Raw genomic sequence first — 16,759 nt, 5'->3', positions numbered from 1 at the left:
GGGCGCGCGTAGCGGGGCGCTTCGTTCCGGGAGGGGATTCCCACATGATCATGAGCAAAAAGACGCGGTTGCTGACCGCATCGATCCTGGTGTCGGCGGCGGCGCTGTCGGCGGCTCCGGCCTTCGCCCAGTCGGCGATCGTCGACGAGCTGGTCGTCACCGCGCGCAAGCGCACCGAGTCGGTGCTGGACGTGCCGATGAGCATCAACGTGGTCGGCGAGCAGACCATGCAGAAGATGGGCGCCGAGAACTACACCGCCCTGCTGGGCTCGGTCCCCAGCCTGACCGCCTATCAGAACGGCCCAGGCCGTACGCGCCTGTCGATCCGCGGGATCAACAACGGCGGCGGCAACGACAACGACACCCAGAACCAGGAAACCGTCGGCATCTATATCGACGAAATCCCGATCTCGATGGGCGCGCTGAACCCGGAGCTGGCGCTGTTCGACCTGGAACGCGTCGAAGTCCTGCGCGGCCCGCAAGGCACGCTGTACGGCGCCGGTTCGATGACCGGTACGGTGCGGATGATCACCCACCGCCCGGACCTGACCGAGTTCGGAGGCAAGGTCGATGTCGGCCTGTCGAGCGTCAGCCACGGCGACGTGGGCTACTCGATGAAGGGCCTGGTGAACGTTCCGATCATCACCGATCGCATCGCGATCCGCGCCTCGGCCTACTACACCCAGACCCCGGGCTACATCGACAACGTGAAGACCGGCGAGAAGGACGTGAATGACGGCCTGGCCCGCGGCGGCCGCGTCGAGGCTCGCTTCAAGGTCACCGACGACTTCACCGCCGACCTCTCGTTCTTCAAGCACAACTACCAGGACGGCGGACGTCCTGAGGATCTGGTCCGCGTGCCGGGCCTGGGCCGCGACTACCCCTCGCCGGACGGCTACAAGGACGACCTGAGCGTCTACAACCTGACCCTCAACTACGACCTGGGCTTTGCGAACCTGGTCTCCTCGACCTCGTACTTCGACCGCACCGTCGTCAACATGCGCTCGCTGGACGGCCTGCTGGCCCTGTTCCCGGTCAAGCCGAGCCCGCTGGTCGACACCACCGACTCGACCTTCTTCGCCCAGGAAATCCGCCTCGCCTCGCAGGGCGACGGACCGTTCAGCTGGGTGGTCGGCGCCTATGCCGACAAGAAGGAAATCTACTACCTGAACACCATCCCGGTGCCGGGCTTCGACGCGGCCATGGGTATCAACTCGAACAACTTCGGCGCGCCGAAGGACAACCCGTATTGGGGCTTCGACGATCTGACGGTGAAGACCTACGCCTTCTTCGGCGAGCTGACCTATGAGTGGAACAAGATCAGCGTCACCGGCGGCCTGCGCTACTTCAACTGGGATCAGGACTACAAGCTCTACGCCTCGGGCTTCCTGAACGGCGCGACGCCCAGCGATCCGCCGCGCCGCACGACGAAGGAAGACGGCTTCAACCCGAAGCTCAACGTCTCCTATGACGTGACCGACGACGTGCTGGTCTACGCCCAAGCCGCGCGCGGCTTCCGCTACGGCGGCACCAACACCCCGGTGCCGAAGGACGTCTGCGCCGCTGAACTGGCCGACTTCCAACGCAACGGCGAAGACCCGAACGTGTTCGAGGCCGACAAGCTCTGGAACTACGAAATCGGCGGCAAGGGCACGTTCGCCGGCGGCCGGGTGATGGTGTCGGGCGCTTACTTCCACCTGGTGTGGGACGACATGCAGACCCAGCGCGCGCTGAACTGCGGCTTCGGCTTCCGTGAAAACGTCGGCGGGGCCGTCAGCGACGGCGTCGAGCTGGAACTGACCGCCAATCCGATCGAGGGCCTGACCCTGACGGCCGGCGGCGCCTACATCAACTCGCGTCTGTCGAACGACGTGGCGAACCTGAAGGCGAAGAAGGGCGACAAGGCCCCGTTCGTGCCGGAGCTGAGCTTCAACACCTCGGCCGACTATCGCTTCCCGCTGGGCAGCGAGGCCGAAGGCTTCGTCTATGGCGGCTATCAGTACATCGGCGAGCGCTTCACCCAGTTCAGCCCCAAGCAGGCGAACTATCGCCGGATGGCGGCCTATGGCGTGGTGAACGTGCGCACTGGCGTGACCTTCGACAACATCGAGTTCTCGCTCTACGCCAACAACCTGCTCGACGACCGTGGCGTGATCCGCGCCCTGGCCGAAACCCCGTTCGACCCCGAGGCGCGCATCCGCACGACGCCGCGGACGATCGGCGCCAATGTGCGTATGAACTTCTAGGACTAAGCGAGGCGGGGGCGCTGGCCGCCCCCGCCTCGATCCTGAGATTTTAGAAAGACCAAAGCCGATGAAGCTGGTTCGCCGCACCGCGCTCGCCGCGGTTCTTGGTCTGATGATACCGGGCGCGGCCTGGGCGGCGGCTCCCGCCCCCGTCGCGGTGGTGATGACCACCGACGCCGGCGTGGTGGAGCTGGAGCTCTATCCGGACAAGGCGCCGATCACGGCGGCCAACTTCCTGCGGTATGTCGACGAAGGCCGCTATGCCGGCGCGCAGTTCTATCGCGTGGTGCGGGCCGGGACCGACCCCAACCCTAACGCGCCGATCCAGGTGATCCAGGGCGGCATCGACAGCGACGCCCATCGCGGCCAGATGCTGGCGCCCATCGCCCACGAGACCACGGCCATGACCGGGATCAGCCACACCGACGGGGTGATCTCGATGGCCCGCGACGGCCCGGGCACCGCGACCTCGGAATTCTTCATCACGCTCGGCGACAACGCCAGCCTGGACGCCGGCGGCAAGCGCAATCCCGATGGCGCGGGCTACGCCGCCTTCGGCCGCGTGACCAAGGGCATGGACGTGGTGCGGGCTATCCAGGCCTCTCCGTCGAACGCCCCGACCCCCGAACCCATCGTGCGCGGCCAGATCCTGGAAAAGCCGGTGGCGATCCTTTCCGTGAAGCGCAAGTGAGCCTCGACATGACCCTTCGTTCCTTCGCCGTCGGCGCGGCGTTCAGCCTGATGGCCACGGCCGCCTTCGCAGGCCCCGCCGAAGACCAGGCCGCTGTCGCCAAGGTGCTGGGCGAGGCCAGCGCCGGCTGGTCGCGCGGCGACCTCGACGCCTTCATGGCCAGCTACGAGAAGGCCCCGCAGATCAACTATGTCAGCGGCGGCAAGGTCACCCAGGGCTATGACGCGATCCGCGAGATCTATGCGCCGCGCTTCACCGAGCCGACGAAGATGCCGAAGCTGACCACCGAGATCGTCGACTTCGATCCGCTGGGCGCCGACTACGCCGCCGTGGTCGGGCGTTTCCACCTGACGCTGCCGGACGGCAAGGACGCCACCGGGCTGTTCAGCCTGGTGTTCCACAAGACCGCGCAAGGCTGGCGCATCGTGTCGGACCACTCGTCCTAAGGGTGGGCCTTCACCGACACGCTGATCGATCGTCAGTAGAGCGCCGCTGCGCGCCGCCCCCTCACCTAACCTCTCCCGAGGGAGAGGGATTTAGCCGTTGCGCTTCACGTAGGCGCGGATGGCGGCGATGACCTGGTCTTGGTGGTCGGGGGTCAGGTAGGGGTGCATGGGCAGGCTCATGACCACATTGGCCTTGGCCTCGGTGACCGGCAGGCCGCCTGGGGTCGGATAGACCGAATAGACGTCCTGCTTGTGGATCGGGATCGGGTAGTAGACCGCGCTCGGCACGTCCTGGCTTTTCAGGTGGGCGACCAGGCCGTCGCGGTCGGGGGTCTCGATGGTGTATTGCGCCCAGACCGACACCCCGCCCTCGATCACCTTCGGCACGGTGACGACGTCGCCGAGCCCCTGGGCGTAGCGGTCGGCGACCTTGTTCCGGGCGGCGATCTCGTCGGCGAAGATGCTCAGCTTTTGCAGCAGGACGGCGGCCTGGATGGTGTCCATCCGGCTGTTCATGCCGATGCGCAGGTTCAGGTACTTGGGGTCGTGGTCGAAGGTCTTGCCGACCAGGTCCGACTTCACCGCCTGGCCGTGGACGCGCAAGCTGACCAGGATGTCGTGGAGCCGCTCGTCCTTGCACAGCACCGCGCCGCCGTCGCCGTAGCAGCCGAGCGGCTTGGCCGGGAAGAAGCTGGTGGTGGTGACGTCGGCCCAATGGATCGGGTGTTGGCCGTTCAAGGTGCAGCCAAAGCCCTGGGCGCTGTCGGCGATCAGCTTCAGGCCGTGCTTCCTGGCCACCGCCGAGATCGCCGGATAGTCGGCGGGTTGGCCGAACAGGTCGACGGCGATGATCGCCTTGGGCGTCAGCTTGCCGTCGGCCGTCACCGCTTCGATAGCGGCGTCGAGCTTGGCCGGGTCGAGGTTGTAGGTGTCAGGCAGAACGTCGACGAACACTGGGCTCGCGCCCACCAGCGGCATGACCTCGGCGGTCGCGGCGAAGGTGAAGGAGGGGCAGAACACCGCATCGCCCGGGCCGACGCCCCAGGCCATCAGCGGCAGTTGCAACGCCTCGGTCCCCGACCCGCAGGACAGCACGAACGGCGCCTGGCCGAATTCACCGAGCGCCTGTTCGAACTGGCCGATCTCCGGACCCATGATGTAGGCGCCCGAGCGCACCACCTTGAGGATCGCATCTTCCAACGGCTGGCCGAGGCGGGCGCGTTGGGTTTGCAGGTCGATGAACGGGATCGGCATGGGAATTTCCGCGAAGTGAAGCGGCGCGCTTCATGACATGCGGAGTCTAGCGAAGCCACACACGCTTGTTTTCGGAAAATTTCGAACCGCGCCGGGAAATCAGGCCGCCAGCGGTGCGACCAGCGGCAGCAGGGCGGCGACCACCAGGCGGCTGAGCATCCGGCCTTCCAGGGGAATGATGGCGTCGATGAAGCGGGCGTCGTTGGTGGCGTCCATGGCCGGCGGGTCTTGCAGCAGCGCCTCGTCGATCACGAAGGTCTCCTGCACGGCGTCGACCAGCAGGCCCGCCAACCGCTCGCCATGCTGGACCACCACGATCACGTGGCGGGTTGAGGCCTGCGTCTGGCCAAGATCCAGGCGGTTGCGCAGGTCGATCACCGGCATGATCGTGCCGCGCAGGTTGATCACGCCCAGCATGTAGGGCGGGGTGTGCGGTATCGGCGTGGCGGCGGTCCAGCCGCGGATTTCGCGGACCGCCCGGATGTCGATGCAGAACTCCTGGCCGGCGATCTCGAACGAGATGAGTTCGAGCTTGCCGTCGGTGCGCTCCTCCATGGTCAGAGATCTTCCCACTTCTCGGCGGCCGCGGACAGCTGGGCCTGCGCCTGGCGCACCGGGTTGCGGGCCGGCAGGTGGCGTCCCGACTGGGCGGGCTCCGGCCGTCGAGCGGCCGCCTGGCCTGCCGCGCCGGTCTTGAACCGGGTGACCATCCGCGCCAGCTCTCCGCCCTCGTTCTTCAGGCTGCTGGCCGCGGCGGTGACCTCCTCCACCATGGCGGCGTTCTGCTGGGTCACCTGATCCATCTGGTTGACGGCGCTGTTGACCTCGTTGAGCCCGGTCGCCTGCTCGTTCGCCGAGTTGGCGATATCGGAGATCAGGCCGTCGATCTCGGTGACCTTGGAGACGATGCCGCTCAGGGCCTCGCCGGTGTCGCCGACCAGCTTCACCCCGCGCGCCACCTGGGCGCTGGAGTTGGAGATCAGGGTCTTGATCTCCTTGGCGGCCTCGGCCGAGCGCTGGGCCAGGGCCCGGACCTCCTGGGCCACGACCGCAAAGCCCTTTCCGGCGTCGCCGGCCCGGGCGGCCTCGACCCCGGCGTTCAGCGCCAGCAGGTTGGTCTGGAAGGCGATCTCGTCGATCACTCCGATGATCTGGGTGATCTGGCCCGAGCTCTGTTCGATCTCGCCCATCGCCGAGACAGCGTCGCGCACCACGTCGCCGGACTGGGCGGCGTCGGACTTGGCGGCCGAGGCGGCGGCGGAGGCCTGGCGGGCGCCCTCGGCGCTGCGCTTCACCGCCGCGGTGATCTCGTCGAGGGCGGCGGCGGTCTGCTCCAGACTGGCGGCCTGTTGCTCGGTGCGGTGCGACAGGTCGTTGGAGGCCGAGGCGATTTCGTCGGACCCGTTGCGGACCGCGCCGGTGGCGTCGGTGATCGCGCCGATCGCCGTGCGCAGGCTGTCGAGCGCGGCGTTGAAGTCGTTCTTGATCTGCTCGTGCGCCCCGGTGAAGGACGCGTCGATGTGGGTGGTCAGGTCGCCGTCGGCCAGCCGGCGCAGGCTGTCGGCGAGGATCTCGACGACCTTGTTCTGCTCGTCCTCGACCTTGCGGCGCTGGGCGTCGGCCTCGAGACGGGCGCTCTCAAGCGAGTCCAGATAGACCGAGATCGCGAAGTCCATGTCGAGCAGGGTGGCCTTGGTCAGCGCGCCGAGCTCGCGAGCGGTCTGCTTTGACGAGGTCTTGCGCGAGGCGAAGCCGCCCTTGGGCCAGCGCGCCTCCAGCACCTTTTCGATCAGGGTCTCGAGCACCAGGGCGTAGCCGCCGATGTACCAGCGCGGCTCCAGCCCGATCCTGGCGTGAACCTCGCCGACCGTCGTGACAGCCTGGACGTAGCGTTCATCCAGCTTGCCGCTGGAGATGACGTCCCAGTGGTCGACCTGCTTGTTCTTCGCACCGGTGATGCTGCTCTCGCTGGCGAAGAACTTCTTGGTCTGCGGGGTCGCCCGGACCTGCTCGTAGAAGCCGTCCAGCGCGGCGGGCAGCTCCTGCATGATGATGGTCTTGACGCCCCTGATGTCCTGCAGCGCGGACGGGCTGAGTTTGATGAAGTCCAGGCGCTCGTTCAGGGCGTTGGAAGACGTCATATGTATTCACCCAGGCGTAGTTGTTCCCGTTATGCGGGAATGGCGCGTGGATTCTGGTTAAAAACTCGATAACGCGAAGCATTCGACAGTCTAGAATAGCGAGTGCGCGCCGTGCTCTGGCGGCGGTGCATCCGTAAAATCCGCACTTTCCATCTTTTGCGGATTTTGACGCCGTGGTTGCAGTATTCCGAGGGGCGTCCGTGCGCGCCGAGCTCGGTGATTTTGCCTGGCGGCCGACGTCCATGGATCCCCGGGACAAGCGCCCGGGGATGAGGACACGGAGCGGGCGCGGGTCTTAGATCTGCCGGGTGCGGCCTTCCCAATAGGGGGCGCGGACCTTGTTGCGTTGGATCTTGCCGGCTTCCGAGCGTGGCAGTTCGCTCACGAAGTCGAGGCCGCGGGGGACCTTGTAGGCGGCCAGGGTCTGACGTCCGAAGGCCAGGATCTCCTGGGCCAGGTCGTCGGACGGTTGGTAGCCCGGCTTCAGCAGGATCACCGCCCGGACCTGTTCGCCCCACTCGTCGTGCGGGATGCCGACGGTCGAGCTATCGGCCACGGCCTCGTGCTTGATCAGTTCGTTGTCGACTTCCTGCGGGTAGATGTTCACCCCGCCGGAAATGATCGTCTCGGCGTTGCGGCCGGTGAGGAACAGGTAGTCGTCCTCATCGAAATAGCCGACGTCGCCCATGGTGAAGAAGCCGTCGACGCGGTTGGCGGCGGTCTTGGCCTCGTCCTTGAAATAGGTGAAGCCGCCGCCGGGCGGGAGCTGATGATAGATGCCGCCGGGCGTGCCCGCCGGCAGGTCGGCGCCGGCCTCGTCGAGGATGCGGACCTGCAGCAGGGCCGGGCGCTTGCCGACGCTGCCGGGCTTCTTCAGCCATTCCTCGGAGGTGATGGTGAAGCCCGCGCCGCCTTCGGAGCCGGCGTAGTATTCCGACAGGATCGGGCCGAACCACTCGATCATCGCCTGCTTGACCTCGGGCGGGCAGGGCGCCGCGCCGTGGACGATGTATTTGACGTGGTCGATCGGGTACTTGCCCTTCACCTCGGGCGGCAGGGCCAGCAGACGCTGGAACATGATCGGCACCATGTGCAGGTGCGTGACCTTCTGTTCGGAGATGGTGCGCAGGACCAGTTCGGAATCCCACTTGTCGATGAAGTGCAGCGGCACGCCCGCGCCCATGGCGGCGCGGATGTCAAAGGCCAGCGGCGCGGCGTGATAGGCTGGGCCGGCGCAGAGCTGGATGGAGGTTTCCGGATCGTAGCCGCGCAGGACGTACATCGCCTGCGGGGTGATCACCGGGGCCGGGCGGAAGACGCCCTTTGGCCGGCCGGTGGTGCCGGAGGTGTACATCATCTGGTTGCCGAGCACCGGGTCGGTGATGTCGGCGCCGTCCAGCGGGGCGATGGCGGCCTCATAGTCCTGGAAGTCCGCGATGGGCCCGCCGACGGCGAGCTTCAGCACCAGGCCCGGGCATTCGGCGGCGGCGGCCGGCAGGGTGGCCACGCGGGCCTCGCCGACCAGGACCTTGGCCTCGCAATCCTTGATGATGTAGGCGATTTCGTCGGCGGTCAGGTGCCAGTTCACCGGGGTGATCCGCAGGCCCGAGCGCAGGGTGGCGGCCTGGACGGCCACGAACTCGGCGCGGTTGGAGCAGACCAGGGCCAGGCTGTCGCCGGCGACCAGGCCGTGTTGACGGAAGAGGCGGGTGAGCTTGTTCGCCGTCGCGTTGATCTGGGCGAAGGTCGTGATCTTGCCGTCCGGGTCGACGACCGCCGCCTTGTCGGGGTGGACCTTGGCCCATACCGCAGTAGTCATGCCGGTGGCGGCCGCTGCTTCCAGGGCCTCGTCCAGGCTTACGCGCTCTTTCAAATCTTCCATCAAATCCTCCCGTCGCCGGTGACCGGAGGAACGGAACACGCGGCTCTTTTTTTCTATGGTCCGAGACGGCGTTTCGTCGGCGATCGCGGCGCGAAATATGCGCGGCGAGGGTGACCGTTTCCGCTTCGGAACCCCACCATGACAGGCGACGGCGCGCCCGACAACGCCGCGCGCGATCCGAACGCAGGCCGGATATGGACGCGATCTCGCGGTTGGGCGGGCAGGCCCGCCATCCGCCGACCCTTGGCTAGAAAGCGCCGGCGGTCACTCGCCGATATTCTCCGCACGCGTCAAAACAAGTCTGGCGCGCGTCCGGGCGGCGCCTCAGAATGGATTCCATACTTGAAGATGGAATTTGTGATGAGTGAGTCACACCCCTCACCGCGGGGTGCGCGACCCTCTGACTCCGCCTCGATCAAGGTCGATGTCAGCGAGATGCCGCGTGTGCTGCAGCGGATCACCGCGCTCTCGCTGCGTTATCCCGGGCGGATGGCGATCGCGATCGGCTGCTCGCTGGGCGCGGCGGTCGCCAGCCTGACCCTGCCGCGCCTGTTCGGCTCGGCGGTCGACCAGGCCCAGGTGCTGCTGAAGGTCGGGGCGGCCCATGCCGGCGAGGCGCAGACGGCGTTGTGGATGACCGCCCTGCTGGTCATCGCCGCAACCGTGGTGCGCGGCGTGCTGACCATGATGTCGGGCTATATGGGCGAATATGTCAGCCAGCGGGTCGGCTACGATCTGCGGCTGCAGTTCTTCCAGCAACTCCAGCGGCTGTCCTTCGGCTTTCATGACCGCATCCATTCGGGCGACCTGATCACCCGCGGCATGCTCGACCTGGAGGGCGCGCGGGTCTTCATCCAGGGCGGGGTGATGCAGGCGGTCAGCCTGGTCCTGCTGCTGGGCTTCGGCGCCTATATGATGCTGTCGAACGACGTGGTCATGGGCCTGATCGGCTTGGCCTTCGTGCCGATCGCCGGCTGGGCGCTGGCGCGGATGGGGTTCCTGCTGCGGGTCACCTGGCTGCGGGTGCAGGAACTGATGTCGATCCTGACCCTGACCATGGAGGAGAACCTCCAGGGCATTCGCGTGGTCCGCGCCTTCGCCGGCAAGCGCTTCGAGATGGCCAAGTTCGACGCCGCCTCGCTCGACGCGCTGAACTTCTCCTACAAGCGCATCACCCTGCGGTTCCGGGCGGTCTCGGTGATGACCGTCTCGTTCTACAGCTCGATGGGCGTGCTGCTCTGGTACGGCGGGCACAAGGTGGCGGCCGGGACCATGAGCGTCGGCAAGCTCACCGAGTTCCTGACCTACATGACCCTGCTTCAGACCCCGATCCGGCAGATCGCGATGATCTTCAACGCCGCGGCGCGGGCCACCTCCTCGGGCGCGCGGCTATTCGAGGTGCTGGACCTGGAGCCGGAGATCGCCGATGCGCCGGGCGCCAAGCCCCTGGCCCCGACCAAGGGCACGCTGCGCTTCGAGAATGTCGACTTCAGCTACGACCAGGGGGGCAAGCAGATCCTGCACGGGGTCAGTTTCGAGGTCGGCGCCGGTCAGACGCTGGGGATTGTCGGTCCGCCCGGCAGCGGCAAGTCGACCATCGCCAACCTAGTCCCGCGCTTCTACGACGTCACCGGCGGGGCGATCACCCTCGACGGCCAGGACATCCGCGACGTCACCCTGGCCTCCTTGCGCGAATATGTCGGGCTGGTGCAGCAGGAGGCGTTCCTGTTCGATAGCTCCATCGGCCACAACGTCGCCTATGCCGATCCCTGGGCGGAGGAAGAGCGCATCGTCGGCGCGGCGCGGACCGCGCAGATCCACGACCACATCGCCGGCCTGCCGGGCGGCTATGAGACGAGGGTCGGCGAGCGCGGCGTGGCGCTGTCGGGTGGTCAGCGCCAGCGGATGAGCATCGCGCGCGGCGTGGTGCCGGGACCTGGCGTGATGATCTTCGACGATAGCACCGCCGCCATCGATGCGGTGACCGAGCGGCGGGTGCGCGACGCGTTGGCGGAAGCCACGGCGACCAAGGCCACGATCATCATCGCCCACCGGCTGTCGTCACTGATGCACGCCGACCACATTGTGGTGCTGGACGAGGGCGCGGTGGTCGAGCGCGGAACCCACGGCGAGCTGGTCGCGCAGGGCGGGATCTACGCCGACCTCTACGAATTGCAGACCAGGTCCGACGCCGAGGCGACCCTGGACGAGGACGCCATCCTCCAGCCTCAGGAGGTCCCGGCGTGAGCGAGACCGTGCAAGCTCCCCCCGCCCGCCAGCGGCGCGCGTCCCTGGGATCGTCCGAGGGCGAGGACATCTTCGGAACCTTCGACAAGGGCGTGGCGACCCGGTTCCTGGAGATCATGCAGCCGCATAAGCGCTCGTTCTTCCTGGCGGTGATCGCGGTGCTGGTCTCGGCCGCCTCGGTGGTGACGATCCCGGCGCTGATCGGGCGGGCGGTCAACGCCGCCGTGGCCCGCGACGGCGATCTACTGGACCAGACCCTGATCGCCTTCGCCGGGCTGATCGTGGTCTACGCCACCGCCTTCTTCACCGAGCAATGGCTGTCGGCGCGGCTGGCCCAGCGGGTGATTTTCGACGTCCGCCGCAAGATGTTTGATCACTTCCAGGACGTGTCGCTGTCGTTCATGGACAAGACCCACGTCGGGCGGATCATGTCGCGCCTGCAGGGCGACGTGAACGCGCTTCAGGAGTTCCTGGAGAGCTCCACCGGCGCGGTCGGCGACATCGCCATGCTGATCGGCATCACCGGCGTGCTGATCAGCATGGACTGGAAGCTGGGGCTGCTGACCCTGACCGTACTGCCGCTGCTGATCATCGTGCGGGCGATCTGGCTGCCGTTCTCCAAGAAGAGCTTCCGAGACGCGCGCGACGCCTCCTCGACCGCCAACTCGGCCCTGGCCGAGAACATCAACGGCGTGCGCACCGTGCAGGAGAGCCGCCGCGAGGCGGTGAACTTCGAGCTCTACAAGGAGAAGACCTACGAGAATTTCGCCGCCCAGGCCCATGCCTCGTGGATGACCCAGATCATGGTGCCGACGGTCGACGTCCTGACCGGCTTCGCCATGGCCATCGTCATCGTGGTCGGCGGCAATGCGGTGCTGGGCGGGCGGCTGGAGGTCGGGGTGATGGTCGCCTTCATCTTCTATGTGCAGCGGTTCTTCGATCCGGTGCGGATGCTGTCGATGCAGTACACGATCATGCAGCGGGCCATGGCCGCCGGGCACCGGATCTTCGAGGTGCTGGACGTCAAGGTGGCGATCACCGACGCGCCGGACGCCCAGCCGCTGGCCGACGTTCCGGCGACGGTGGAGTTCAAGAACGTCACCTTCGGCTACGATCCGGCGCGGCCGGTGCTGCACGACATCAGCCTGAAGGTGAACCCGCGCGAGGTGGTGGCCCTGGTCGGGCCGACCGGCTCGGGCAAGACCTCGATCATCGCGCTCACCCACCGGTTCTACGAGGTCGACCAGGGCCAGATCCTGGTCGGCGGCCACGACGTGCGCGACGTGACCCTGGACTCGCTGGGCAAGACCATCGGCATGGTGTTGCAGGAGCCGTTCCTGTTCACCGGCACCATCGAGGAGAACATCCGCTACAACACCGCCGGCGCCAGCTTCGACGACGTGGTCGACGCCGCCAAGGCGGTGAGCGCGCACGAGTTCATCATGCGCCTGCCGGACGGCTATCAGACCAAGCTGGGGCAGCGCGGCCGCAACATCTCGATGGGCCAACGGCAGCTGATCTCGTTCGCCAGGGCCCTGGTGGCCGATCCCCAGATCCTGATCCTCGACGAGGCGACGGCCAATATCGACAGCTTCACCGAGCAGGCGATCCAGAAGGCGCTGAAGGTGCTGTTCTCGGGCCGCACCTGCATCGTCATCGCCCACCGGCTGGCGACCATCCGGGACGCCGACCGCATCGTGGTGCTGCAACAGGGGCGCATCCTGGAGCAGGGGAACCACGACGAGCTGATGGCGACCGGCGGGCTATACTCCCACCTCTACACCTCGGCCCACGCCTCGTTCGACGACCAGGTGGTGGCGACGACCGGCGACGCGGAGTTCGCGACGCGGACTTAGGGGCGGCGGCGGCCGCCCCACTCCACTCGTCATCCTCCGGGCTCGCGAAGCGAGATCGGGGGACCCAAGCTGAGTTGCAGAACTTGATAGGCCGCTTGGGTCCCCCGGATCAGCCTTCGGCCGCCCGGAGGATGACGAACGTGGGTGAGGGCGTATGGCGCGGTTCCCCGGAGGTGAGCGCGTCCTGTAGGGTGCCCAGGCTATCCGCTTCCGAAAGTCATCCCATGTTCCGCACAACCGCCACCTCCCTCGCCCTGGCTCTGCTGGCCACCACGGCCCAGGCCCAAAGCTCGGGCCCGATCGATCCGGCGCGGTTGTCGGACATCGTCAAGACCATGGCCTCGGACGCGTTCGAGGGCCGCTCGCCTGGATCGCCGGGCGAGGCCAAGACGGTCGAGTATCTGACGGCGCAGTTCAAGGCGCTGGGCCTGGAGCCGGCCGGCGACAAGGGCGGCTATACGCAGGACGTGCCGCTGGCGCGGTTCCAGGTGAAGGACGGCGGCGTCTACGGCCTGACCCTGAAAGGCCAGGCCCGTTCGCTGGAGCGCAATAAGGACATCTCGGCCTCGACCCTGCGTCCGGTTGACCAGGTGAGCATCGCCAACGCCCCGCTGGTGTTCGTGGGCTATGGCGTCTCGGCCCCCGAGCGCGGCTGGGACGATTTCAAGGGCGTGGACCTGAAGGGCAAGATCGCCGTCTTTCTGATCAACGATCCCGACTTCGAGGCCCAGGCCGGCGAGGCCGTGGCCGGCAAGTTCGGCGGTCTGGCCGCCACCTATTACGCGCGCTGGACCTACAAGTACGAGGAGGCCGCGCGGCGCGGCGCGCTGGGCGCGCTGATCGTCCACGAGACGCCCGGCGCCGGCTACGGCTGGTCGACGGTGATCGCCTCGAACGGCGAGGCCTTCGACATCGTCCGCGCCGATCCGGCCAAGGAGAAGGTGTTGCTGCAGGGCTGGCTGAGCGGCGAGGTCTCCAAAGAGCTGTTCGCCTCGGCGGGATTGGATTTCGCGACCCTGAAAGCCCAGGCGCGGCGGGCGGATTTCAAGCCGGTGGCGCTGAACGGCGCGGCGTTTTCCGCCGACTACGGCATGAGCCACGGCCGGGTGATCAGCCGCAACGTGCTGGGCAAGATCACCGGCGCCTCGCGACCCAATGAGAGCGTGATGTTCGCGGCCCACTGGGACGCCTTTGGCGTCGGCGCGCCGGACGCGGAAGGCCGCACCGTGCGGCCGGGCGCTCTGGACGACGCCATCGGCGTGGCCGGGACCATGGAGATCGCGCGGGCTTTCAGGGCGGGGCCAAGGCCGGCCCGGACCCTGGTGTTCGCGGCCTGGACGGCGGAGGAGCGCGGGTTGCTGGGTTCGGAATATTACGGCGTCCATCCGACCGTGCCGCTGGAGACCATGGCGGCGAACCTGACCATGGACGTGCTGCAGCCCAACGGGCCGGCGCGCGACGTGGTGCTGATCGGCTCGGGCCAGAACAGTCTGGAGGACATGCTGGTCAAGGCCGCCAAGATCCAGGACCGGACGGTGACGCCCGACGCGCGACCCGAGCGGGCGCTGTTCTACCGCGCCGACCACTTCTCGCTGGCCCGGCGCGGCGTGCCGGTGCTGCTGATGATGGGGCTGGGCGGCGGGGCGGACCTGATCGAGGGCGGCCGCGCGGCCGGCGACAAGTGGGTCAGCGACTACACCGCCAAGTGTTACCACCAGACCTGCGACGCCTGGTCGGCCGACTGGGACCTGCGCGGCGCGGCCCAGGACGTGGCCCTGCTCTACGACATGGGCCAGGAGCTGGCGAACCCGGGCGTCTGGCCAAGCTGGAAGCCGGACTCCGAGTTTGGGCCTGTGCGTGATGCGAGCGCCGCGAAGCGCGCAAAATAGTCGTCATCCTCCAGTCGTCTGAAAGACGATCCGGGGGACCCAAGCGGCCTATCAAGTTCGGCAACTCAGCTTGGGTCCCCCGGTTCTCGCTTCGCGAGCCCGGAGGATGACGAGCTTTAGGACCTTATCCCGCCCACTTCTTGAACAGCACGCAGGCGTTGACGCCGCCAAAGCCGAAGCCGTTGGAGAGCGCGTAGCCGAGGTCGGCCTTGCGGGCGGTGAGCGCCACGAGGTCGAGGCCGGCGGCGGCTTCGTCGGGGTTCTCAAGGTTGAGGGTCGGGGGGATCACGCCGTCGCGCAGGGCGAGCACCGTGAAGATCGCCTCCAGACCGCCGGCCGCGCCGAGCAGGTGGCCGGTGGCGGACTTGGTCGAGCTGATCGCCGGACCCTTGCCCCCGCCGAACACCGCCTTGATCGCCGCCAGTTCGCCCTTGTCGCCGACCGGGGTCGAGGTGGCGTGGGCGTTCAGGTGGTCGATGGCGGCCGGTTCGACGGCGGCTTGGGCGAGCGCGATGCGCATGGCGCGGGCCGCGCCCTCGCCGTCCTCGGGACCGGCGGTCAGGTGGAAGGCGTCGGCGCTGGTGCCATAGCCGACCAGTTCGGCGATCGGCGTGGCGCCGCGGGCCAGGGCGTGCTCCAGCTCCTCGATCACCATGATGCCGGCGCCCTCGCCCATGACGAAGCCGTCGCGGGCGGCGTCGAACGGACGCGAGGCCTTGGTGGGTTCGTCATTGAAGGCCGAGCCGAGGGCGCGGGCGGCGGCGAAGGAGCCGAGACTGACGCGGTCGATGGTGGATTCGGCCCCGCCGCAGATGGCGATGTCGGCCTCGCCCGAACGGATCAGCCGCGCGGCGTCGCCGATGGCCTGGACGCCGGCGGCGCAGGCGGTGACGGGCGCGCCGAGCGGACCCTTGAAGCCGTGGCGGATCGAGACCCAGCCGGCCGCCAGGTTGGCCAGGAACGAGGGCACGGTGAACGGCGACAGGCGACGCACGCCGCGCGAGTCGGTGATCCGCACCGCCTCGGCGATGGCCGGGAAGCCGCCGATGCCGGTGGCGATGATGGTCGCGGTGCGATCCTTCTGGGCGTCGCTCTCGGGCGCCCACTTGGCCTGGGCGATGGCTTCGTCCGCCGCGGCCAGCGCGAACTGGATGAAGCGGTCCATCTTCTTCTGGTCCTTGCCCGGGACCGCGGCGTCGAGGTCAAAGCCGGCCTCGGCGTCCTCGGCCTTGGACTGGACCGTGCCAGCCACCTGGGCCGGAACATCGGGGGCGAGATCGGCGGGCAGGCGCCGCAGACCCGATTGGCCGGCGATCAGTCGCGCCCAGGCGGCCTCTGTTCCTGTCCCGAGCGGCGACACCACGCCCAACCCGGTCACCACGATCCTACGCATAGACGTCACCTTTCAGCATTTTCCAGGGCCAACGCCGCCTGTTCCAGGTCGACGAGGGCGGCTCGGGTCGTATCGGCGGAACCGCCGAGCGCCCGGGCGAGATCAGATTGGGCCTTCACCCAGATGGGGACGCCCGATGTTATCAGGTTCAGCCCCGCCTGGGTGATCGCGATGCGTCGCCCCCGGCGGCCGCGGCCGCCGGTGATGGCGATCAGGCCGCGTTCTTCCAGCAATTTCAGGTTTCGCAGCAGGGCGGAAGGCTCAACGTCGACCTCGTCGGCGACGGCGGCCACGGAACGGTCCTCGCCGCGGGCGACGACGCCCAGCAGGATGAACTGCGCGATGTTCAGGTTCAGAGGGCGGAGGCGCAGATTGAAGGCGCGGGTCACGGCGCGCGCGGCCTTGCGGCTGCGATGGCCGAAGCAGAAGGCGTCCATCTCCGTCAGCGATGCCATAATCAGGCATATACCGCTTTTCTAATTCGGTATCTACCGCTTTTAGATGCTCCCTCTCTGGGGGAGCTGTCAGCGACAGCTGACTGAGAGGGACTACGACTCCTGCCGCTACCCCTCCGTCGCGCTGCGCGCGCCACCTCCCCCAGCGGGCCTATTGCGAAATTCGCTGATCGTGATTCCCTGTTGCTGAGCCAGGGAGTGGTCGATGTCGGTGAAGGGTACGGGCCAGTTCAGTTTTGTGGATGCGCTGTTGCCGGAA

The 16,759-nt window shown here is 67.5% G+C and carries 12 protein-coding genes; 6 read left to right on the top strand and 6 right to left on the bottom strand.

The window, feature by feature from the left end; genetic code table 11:
* The first annotated feature begins 44 nt into the window (after positions 1 to 44).
* The 3 genes from ASE02_RS17775 to ASE02_RS17765 all read left to right on the top strand — a co-directional run bounded on the left by ASE02_RS17775 (position 45) and on the right by ASE02_RS17765 (position 3,383).
* The gene (locus ASE02_RS17775) at positions 45 to 2,246 is read left to right on the top strand and encodes a TonB-dependent receptor (protein WP_056735878.1); all 2,202 of its coding nucleotides are present in this window, start codon (positions 45 to 47) and stop codon (positions 2,244 to 2,246) included.
* Between the two features lie 67 nt (positions 2,247 to 2,313).
* The gene (locus ASE02_RS17770; RefSeq protein WP_056735877.1) at positions 2,314 to 2,937 is read left to right on the top strand and encodes a peptidylprolyl isomerase; all 624 of its coding nucleotides are present in this window, start codon (positions 2,314 to 2,316) and stop codon (positions 2,935 to 2,937) included.
* A gap of 8 nt (positions 2,938 to 2,945) precedes the next feature.
* The gene (locus tag ASE02_RS17765; protein WP_156406110.1) at positions 2,946 to 3,383 is read left to right on the top strand and encodes an SgcJ/EcaC family oxidoreductase; all 438 of its coding nucleotides are present in this window, start codon (positions 2,946 to 2,948) and stop codon (positions 3,381 to 3,383) included.
* Between the two features lie 90 nt (positions 3,384 to 3,473).
* Here ASE02_RS17765 and ASE02_RS17760 read toward each other — a convergent pair whose 3' ends face one another.
* The 4 genes from ASE02_RS17760 to ASE02_RS17745 form a co-directional block, all read right to left on the bottom strand.
* Entirely contained in the window at positions 3,474 to 4,637 is a 1,164-nt protein-coding gene (locus tag ASE02_RS17760) for a DegT/DnrJ/EryC1/StrS aminotransferase family protein (protein ID WP_056735875.1), read from the bottom strand.
* 99 nt (positions 4,638 to 4,736) lie between these two features.
* A complete protein-coding gene (locus tag ASE02_RS17755; RefSeq protein WP_056735874.1) occupies positions 4,737 to 5,192 on the bottom strand; it encodes a chemotaxis protein CheW in 456 nt (151 codons plus the stop codon).
* Positions 5,193 to 5,194: 2 nt separating this feature from the next.
* On the bottom strand, positions 5,195 to 6,778 hold the full coding sequence (locus tag ASE02_RS17750; RefSeq protein WP_056735873.1) for a globin-coupled sensor protein: 1,584 nt from the start codon (positions 6,776 to 6,778) through the stop codon (positions 5,195 to 5,197).
* 295 nt (positions 6,779 to 7,073) lie between these two features.
* On the bottom strand, positions 7,074 to 8,660 hold the full coding sequence (locus ASE02_RS17745; protein ID WP_235536749.1) for an AMP-binding protein: 1,587 nt from the start codon (positions 8,658 to 8,660) through the stop codon (positions 7,074 to 7,076).
* Positions 8,661 to 9,095: 435 nt separating this feature from the next.
* Here ASE02_RS17745 and ASE02_RS17740 point away from each other — a divergent pair, with 435 nt between their 5' ends.
* The 3 genes from ASE02_RS17740 to ASE02_RS17730 all read left to right on the top strand — a co-directional run bounded on the left by ASE02_RS17740 (position 9,096) and on the right by ASE02_RS17730 (position 14,652).
* Complete coding sequence (locus ASE02_RS17740) at positions 9,096 to 10,907, top strand: ABC transporter ATP-binding protein (protein ID WP_200957720.1); 1,812 nt, start codon at positions 9,096 to 9,098, stop codon at positions 10,905 to 10,907.
* On the top strand, positions 10,904 to 12,763 hold the full coding sequence (locus ASE02_RS17735; RefSeq protein ID WP_056735872.1) for an ABC transporter ATP-binding protein: 1,860 nt from the start codon (positions 10,904 to 10,906) through the stop codon (positions 12,761 to 12,763). Before ASE02_RS17740 ends, ASE02_RS17735 begins: the two co-directional genes overlap by 4 nt.
* A 224-nt stretch (positions 12,764 to 12,987) precedes the next feature.
* On the top strand, positions 12,988 to 14,652 hold the full coding sequence (locus tag ASE02_RS17730) for a M28 family metallopeptidase (RefSeq protein WP_056735871.1): 1,665 nt from the start codon (positions 12,988 to 12,990) through the stop codon (positions 14,650 to 14,652).
* Between the two features lie 124 nt (positions 14,653 to 14,776).
* On the opposite strand, the gene fabF is transcribed toward ASE02_RS17730, so the two are convergent.
* Positions 14,777 to 16,045 (bottom strand): beta-ketoacyl-ACP synthase II, encoded by a 1,269-nt coding sequence (gene fabF / locus ASE02_RS17725; protein ID WP_056735870.1) that lies wholly within the window; start codon positions 16,043 to 16,045, stop codon positions 14,777 to 14,779.
* Positions 16,046 to 16,050: 5 nt separating this feature from the next.
* Positions 16,051 to 16,500: a MarR family winged helix-turn-helix transcriptional regulator gene (locus ASE02_RS17720; RefSeq protein ID WP_056735869.1), complete on the bottom strand. Its 450-nt coding sequence runs from the start codon at positions 16,498 to 16,500 to the stop codon at positions 16,051 to 16,053.
* Positions 16,501 to 16,759 lie beyond the last annotated feature (259 nt).

The sequence above is a fragment of the Phenylobacterium sp. Root700 genome, from assembly GCF_001429025.1.
In the GTDB taxonomy this organism is placed as follows: domain Bacteria; phylum Pseudomonadota; class Alphaproteobacteria; order Caulobacterales; family Caulobacteraceae; genus Phenylobacterium.
The sequence above is the reverse complement of the archived record's forward strand: the minus strand, read 5'-3'. Positions and strand labels throughout refer to the sequence as shown.